At 59.6% G+C, this 6,074-nt stretch carries 5 protein-coding genes and 2 pseudogenes; 6 read left to right on the top strand and 1 reads right to left on the bottom strand.

Going from position 1 to position 6,074, the window contains the following annotated elements:
- The 6 genes and pseudogenes from EN969_RS13295 to EN969_RS13270 form a co-directional block, all read left to right on the top strand.
- A pseudogene (locus tag EN969_RS13295) lies at positions 1-232 on the top strand (5-oxoprolinase); the annotation flags it as partial.
- Complete coding sequence (locus EN969_RS13290; RefSeq protein ID WP_063169875.1) at positions 229-723, top strand: acetone carboxylase subunit gamma; 495 nt, start codon at positions 229-231, stop codon at positions 721-723. The pseudogene EN969_RS13295 and the gene EN969_RS13290, both read left to right, overlap by 4 nt.
- Before the next feature lie 87 nt (positions 724-810).
- Positions 811-1,638: an SDR family NAD(P)-dependent oxidoreductase gene (locus EN969_RS13285; RefSeq protein WP_013528123.1), complete on the top strand. Its 828-nt coding sequence runs from the start codon at positions 811-813 to the stop codon at positions 1,636-1,638.
- A 226-nt stretch (positions 1,639-1,864) separates the two neighbouring features.
- A complete protein-coding gene (locus EN969_RS13280; protein WP_082826634.1) occupies positions 1,865-2,935 on the top strand; it encodes an SGNH/GDSL hydrolase family protein in 1,071 nt (356 codons plus the stop codon).
- A complete protein-coding gene (locus EN969_RS13275; protein ID WP_024501842.1) occupies positions 2,932-4,038 on the top strand; it encodes an acyltransferase in 1,107 nt (368 codons plus the stop codon). Before EN969_RS13280 ends, EN969_RS13275 begins: the two co-directional genes overlap by 4 nt.
- A 254-nt stretch (positions 4,039-4,292) precedes the next feature.
- Positions 4,293-5,603: an O-antigen ligase gene (locus EN969_RS13270; RefSeq protein WP_063169877.1), complete on the top strand. Its 1,311-nt coding sequence runs from the start codon at positions 4,293-4,295 to the stop codon at positions 5,601-5,603.
- A gap of 121 nt (positions 5,604-5,724) precedes the next feature.
- Here EN969_RS13270 and EN969_RS13265 read toward each other — a convergent pair.
- Positions 5,725-6,074 (bottom strand): annotated as a pseudogene (locus tag EN969_RS13265) (sugar ABC transporter substrate-binding protein); the annotation flags it as partial.

Below are 6,074 nucleotides of genomic sequence, written 5' to 3'. Positions count from 1 at the left end.
CGCCACGGTCGAACGCCGCGCCGCCATGCGCAAAGAGCGCCTGGCTAAGGCGATTCCGGTGGCGGATTGGATCGCCAAGGAGCGTGGCCGCGTCGGAAAGGCCGACTTCGCGCCCGAAGTGAAGAAAATGTACGCCAGCGCGATCAAGCTGTCGTCGCGCTTCACCAAGGAATTCAGCGATTTCTGGAACGTCGACGCCAAATCGATCTTCACGCCGGGAGCCAAGCCATGACCTCATACAGCAAGGAAGTTCTGGGCGATCTGGCCGCCGGCAAGCTGCCCTGGCCGCAGACAAGGCGCATCATGAGTGCCTACAAGGATGACGACCGTTTCTTCAAGATGGTTGCCGTCTATCAGGATCGTGTCGCCTGGAAGGACCCGATCCTGCTGCCGGTCTCGGACCATCTGTTCATCTGCCAGAGTGGCGATGAGCGCATTACCCGCTGCGAATGCGGCCACTCCTTCGGCGACTATCGGAAGAACTGGAAGCTCAACGCCGTGATTAACGTGCGCAACACCGAGGAGGCTTTGCGCGAGATCTATCCCAACAGCGATCTCCCTGATCCCGAATGGATGGAAATCCGGGAGTTCATCTGCCCGGAGTGCGGGACGCTGCATGAGGTCGAGGCGGCGGCACCCGGTTATCCCATCGTGTATGATTTCGAACCCGACCTCGAAGGCTTTTATCGCGAATGGCTGGGCAGACCGCTTCAGGGGTCCTGAACGCTCGTCGATGGAGGCTGCGCCGCTGTGATTGCCAAATCCGGTCAGGACTGATTGCCTGCCCAAACGAAGCGGAGACCGTGCGCCATGAACAACCTTTCCGGCCGTAGCGCCATCGTGACCGGCGGTTTCTCGGGCATGGGCTTCGCCATTGCCACGGCTTTGGCCGAGGCTGGGGCCAATGTCGCCGTCGGCTCCTACATCGCGCCTGCCGGCGCCGACAGATCCGATGCCGCCTACTATCCGGCCGCCGACGAGATCGAGCGCGTGCGCTCGGCCCTTGCCGCTCATGGAACGAAAGTTCACGCCGCACACCTTGACGTTCGCGACAGCGACGTCACCAACCGTTTCGCGGCTGACGCCGAGACGGCCATCGGCCCCGCCGACATTCTGGTCAACGCCGCCGGCACCACCGCCGAGCAGCCGGTCTGCGGCCATTCCGACGCGCTTTGGGACAAGATCGTCGACACCAACCTGACCGGCGCCTTCCGCGTCACGCGTGCCGTGCTGCCGGGTATGATCGAGCGCGGCTGGGGCCGCATCGTCAACATTGGCTCGACGGCCGCCTTGGTCGGGTGGAAGGACAACCCGGCCTACTGCGCGTCCAAGGCCGGCCTGCTGGGTCTCACCCGCTGCGTGGCGCTGGAAGGGGCGGCGCATGGCGTCACCTGCGTTATGATCAGCCCGACCTGGGTCGAGACCGAACTGATGCGCCGCAATGTGGCGCAGGTCGTGGAGCGCGAAGGCAAGGGGCGCACGCCAGAGGAAGCGATGGCCGAGATCGCCAGGGGCAACCCGCAGCAGCGCCTGCTGCAGCCGCGGGAGATCGCCGCACTGGCGGTCTTCCTGTGCTCCGATCTCGCCAAGGGCATCACCATGGAGAACATCCAGATCACCGGCGGAGCGCTTTGGTAGCGCTCCAGCGGGGTGCTTGCGAAAGTCCAACTGACGGGGACTGAAAAGGACCAGTGTCTAAAAAGGCGCCGGCATCAGGCGGGGCGCTTCCGCTTGCGACGACCGCCTTAGGACGGATTTTTCGCACGCGCCCTGCATCTCGCATGTGCGAAAAGTTCTTTCGCATCTGCGAGAAAAGGTGTTTACTGCTCTTGTAGCACTCGCCATTCTCACAGGCTGACTCTAGATGAAAGTAGCCGGTCTTCGGCCATTCCTGATAGCAGTGTTGGCGGCAGCTGGGTTAAATGGGCTCACTGATCGCTGTGCGCTTGCCGGGGAATCGGAGTTGCACAGCGCGCGGCTGGTTGGTCGCTTTTTGGCGACCGGAACCCAAGCCACATTTGAATGGCCGGGAACTGCCATCGAGGTTGAATTCCAAGGGGCATGGCTCGACGTAGTGCTTGACGACACAGGCCGCAACAGCATGGTCGTTGATGTTGACGGTGCTGTATCCCGCCTTGACTTGAAGAAGGGCGAACACACCTACAGAGTCGTATTGGATACGGTGGCCGCCCGGCACGCCGTGCGTCTTGTCCGCCGAACCGAAGCGTCATTCGGCGCGACTGTTCTCAAGGATATCCGGACCGACGGATCTTTTCTGCCGCCGCAGCCGAAAACCCGCAGCTTTTTAGTCATCGGCGACTCCATCTCGGCGGGTTACGGCGTCGAGGGCAAGGACGCCAAATGCCGGTTTAGCGCCGATACCGAGAACCAGTACTTGACCTTTGCCGCAGTCGTGGCGCGCCGCTTTGGAGCAGACGTTACGACGCTTGCAGCATCCGGGAAGGGCCTTGTCCGCAATTATGATGGCAGCACCAACGCAACGATGCGCGACCTCTACACGCGACTGATGCCGTCACGTCCTGACCGGGAGCAACTGCCTGATACCAATGTCATTGTCGTGCATCTCGGCAGCAACGATTTCAGTGGTGGCGCGCGGCCGCCGGATTTTGTCGCACGCTACGCGGACTTGCTTGCCCAATTGCGCGCCAACGCGCCTGGCGCAATGATCTATGCCGGTATCGGCCCGATGCTTTGGGGCGCCGACCTCGATGCCGCGGTGTCGGCCGTGAACAAGGCCGTGGCGGTCCGTCGTGCCGCGGGTGAAAGAAAAATTGCTCTGATACGATTCGACAGTCCGGGAGGAGTTGCTTCACGCGGCTGCGACTCGCATCCAAATGAAATCGGCCAGGGTCATATGGCCGATGAACTTGAGGCCCGTGTGAAAGCGGACCTTGGCTGGGAAGAGACAAAATGACTGTAGCTTCGACGGTTGGCGTAGAATCACCAACGGTGCTGCCGGACAGCACCAATGTTCGTCGCAAGCTGCTCGGGCTCCAAGTTCTAAGGTTCGTCGCCGCTTTTGCGGTGGTATTGTTCCATATTGGAAGCGGTTTTCAAATAGAGTTTGGTCTTAAGGAAAATATCTTTGGATTCGGAGCGTCAGGCGTTGATATATTCTTCGTAATCAGTGGATTTATAATCGCTTACACCACCGATGAGGCCAAAGGCGCCTGGCAATTCTGTCGCCGCCGCATAGTTCGTATCGTTCCGCTCTATTGGACGCTGACGGCAGGTATCGTGTTGATTGCGCTGATGAAACCCGGTCTGCTGAATTCGACCGTCGTGAGCGGCGAAACGATCCTGAAATCACTGTTCTTCATCCCGTTCGAAAAGGTCGACGGTTCGATTCAGCCGCTGCTCTTTCTCGGCTGGAGCCTCAATTATGAGATGTTCTTCTATGCAATATATGCTGCGTGCATAGCTTGCGGCCTGCGCGGCCCACTGTCGCCATCCATGTTCATAGTAGTTCTCGTGGCGATGGGTCAATTCATCCAGAGTGAAAACGTCGCTTGGCGCTTTTATACAAATCCGCTGATGCTGGAATTTGTTTTTGGCATCTTACTTTACCTGGCATATGTGCATAGTGCGAAGCTTTTCGTGGGACGTACGTGGCTTATGCTTGCGATTTTCGTGGCGACAATAGCCATTCGGCAAATGATACCTGATTTGCCCTGGCTTCTGGCGAACGGCGTCCCTGCCGTGGTTTTAACCGCCGCCGCTTTGTCTTGGTCGCCCCCCCGGACGCGCGCGATAACATTTCTGGTTTTGCTCGGAGATGCATCATACTCGCTCTACCTCTCGCACCCCTATGTGATCCAGCTGGCGAGCAAACTGCTACCGCATCAGTCAGGGCTGATGGCGCAGGGGCTGGCCGGCATCGTGGCATGCGCGCTGTCCATAGCGGTATCCATTGTCCTTTATACAATGATCGAGCGACCCGCGCAGGCTCTCTTCAATGGCTTGGCAGCCCGTAGGCAAGCCTCCTCGACGCTCAGGAAAACCGAAAATCATATCTGACTCGCGATGGGAACAGGCCGCCCACTGCCTCTGGATTTGTGACGGATCGCCCTGTTCCAAGGTGCGACGACTCGGTATCCGCCGCTTGGCCAATTCGCGTAAGATAAGTTGACCGGATTTGCCATTGAGCGCCGGGCGCGATAGGTTATATTGCACTGCACAATGGAGAAGCCGTTTATTGCACGCCCATGTCTGCGAAAAATCCGGCCGGCTCATGGCTTGCCGGCACTGGGTCGTGTCGGCGGGACTCTGAGATGAAGATTCCAAAGTCCCTGCTGGTCGATCCCGAGAAGAACTCGGTCTATGGCGCCTTTGCCGTAGCCGTCTCGATCTGGGCGTTTTCCTATTCGTTCATTTTCGGCCAGGTGCTGATCCTGGCCTACTACGCGGTCTGGCTTCCACTCGTCATGGTCGACTACCGGCGGTTTCTGCGGCATCTGTCCAGCGCCTGGCTGCCGCTGCTGTTTGCCGCCTATGTCTGCTTCTCGATTTTCTGGTCGGTTGCGCCGGGCATCACGGCAAGGACGGCGTTCCAATATCTCTCTCATATCGCTTGTGCCTATATCGCGGCGCGCACCGTCAGCGTGCGCGCATTGACGATAGGCGCCCTGGTCGGGATTTTCTTCATCCTGCTGTATTCGTTGCGGGTCGGCAATTATTCCGACGATGTTCTCGACGGCACCTACAATTTCGTCGGCGCGTTTGCCTCCAAGAACCAGCTCGGTTTTGTCGCCTCGCTCGGCATATATTTCAGCGTGGTGTTCCTTGCCTTTTACAGGCGCGGCCGGCTGAGCCTCATGCTTACAGCGCCTCTCATTCTGCTGTCGGCCTATCTGCTGTTCGTCTCGCATTCCGCCACCTCGATGGCCTCTATACCGGCGGTTCTGGCGCTGGTGACGCTTCTTGCGATGAGCAAAATTTTGTCACGGCGCTACCGCCGGGTGATTTTCCTGATCGGCGCCGGTCTGCTGGTCGTGACTGCCTTTGTCGCCTTGAATCTCGGGCTGATGGACTTCGTCCTCGGCCTCTTCGGCAAGGATTCGACGCTCACCGGACGGACCTATCTGTGGGAGCAGGGCTGGAATGCCGTGCAGAAATCGCCGATTCTCGGCGTCGGCTATGCCGCCTATTGGGTGCAGGGCTTCGCCGAAGCCGAGCGGCTGTGGAACGAGTTCTACATCACCACCCGCACCGGCTTCCACTTCCACAACACCTATATCGAGGCTCTTGTCGAACTCGGCTTCGTCGGAGCGACGCTGGTATCGCTGATCGTGCTGCGCACGCTCTACGGCCACGTGTCGGCGGTGGTCTTCAAGACATGGCGGGCCGAGCCGGTGATCCTCGCCGGCGTGATGGTGCTGCTGCTGATTCGTTCCTTCGTCGAGGTCGAGATACTCAACCCCTATTTTACGGGTTCCTTCTTGATGTACTACAGTTTCTTCAAGCTGGCGCGGCTGCCCGTTACTACCCGCACGCGGCGGTCGCAGGCGCCGGCGGATGCGGCCACGGGTGAAGCTGATTGGCCCCGGCATGCCGGCCGTCCGGCGGCCGCTGGGTCGTCATAAGCAATCAACTCGCGGGTTGAAGTCAGGGCAGCGGGAAGCCTTCGCCTGGCAAGCATGGTGCTCAGCAAAAATCCGCCCCTCACGGGACGGATTGAGATGCTGGATGGTATCGGGCTGTGGGCTACTGGCTGGCCAGCGGCGCCAGCTTGACCTTGATCACATCGCCAGGCAGCACGAGTGTGTCTTCCTTGGCGGCGATTTCGCTGGTCTTGCCGTCGACATTGCGCACCAGTGAATAAAGCAGGGCGGGCTGCTGATCATTTGTCATGGCGGCCACAGTCGCGGGATCGGTAGCCTGGGCTATCAGGCCTTTCTGCATATTCGCCTTCAGCGCGGCTTCGTTCAGGTCGGCTTCGGTCTGCTGCCGGGCGGTAGCGAGGTTTGAACTCAAGGTGTTCTGGGCATCGATGGCGTCCTGCTTCGCCTTGCTGATCGACTGCTTGGCGGTGAGGATGGCGGTTTCGTAGTCCA

Origin of the sequence: Mesorhizobium sp. M7A.F.Ca.CA.003.01.2.1 (assembly GCF_003998945.1) — a bacterium.
In the GTDB taxonomy this organism is placed as follows: Bacteria; Pseudomonadota; Alphaproteobacteria; order Rhizobiales; family Rhizobiaceae; genus Mesorhizobium; species Mesorhizobium ciceri.
The sequence above is the reverse complement of the archived record's forward strand: the minus strand, read 5'-3'. Positions and strand labels throughout refer to the sequence as shown.

Excerpts from the sequence above, each read along its gene's own strand:
- EN969_RS13290 (WP_063169875.1), top strand. The coding sequence starts at position 229 with ATGACCTCATACAGCAAGGAAGTTCTGGGCGATCTGGCCGCCGGCAAG.
- EN969_RS13285 (WP_013528123.1), top strand. The coding sequence starts at position 811 with ATGAACAACCTTTCCGGCCGTAGCGCCATCGTGACCGGCGGTTTCTCG.
- EN969_RS13280 (WP_082826634.1), top strand. The coding sequence starts at position 1,865 with ATGAAAGTAGCCGGTCTTCGGCCATTCCTGATAGCAGTGTTGGCGGCA.
- EN969_RS13275 (WP_024501842.1), top strand. The coding sequence starts at position 2,932 with ATGACTGTAGCTTCGACGGTTGGCGTAGAATCACCAACGGTGCTGCCG.
- EN969_RS13270 (WP_063169877.1), top strand. The coding sequence starts at position 4,293 with ATGAAGATTCCAAAGTCCCTGCTGGTCGATCCCGAGAAGAACTCGGTC.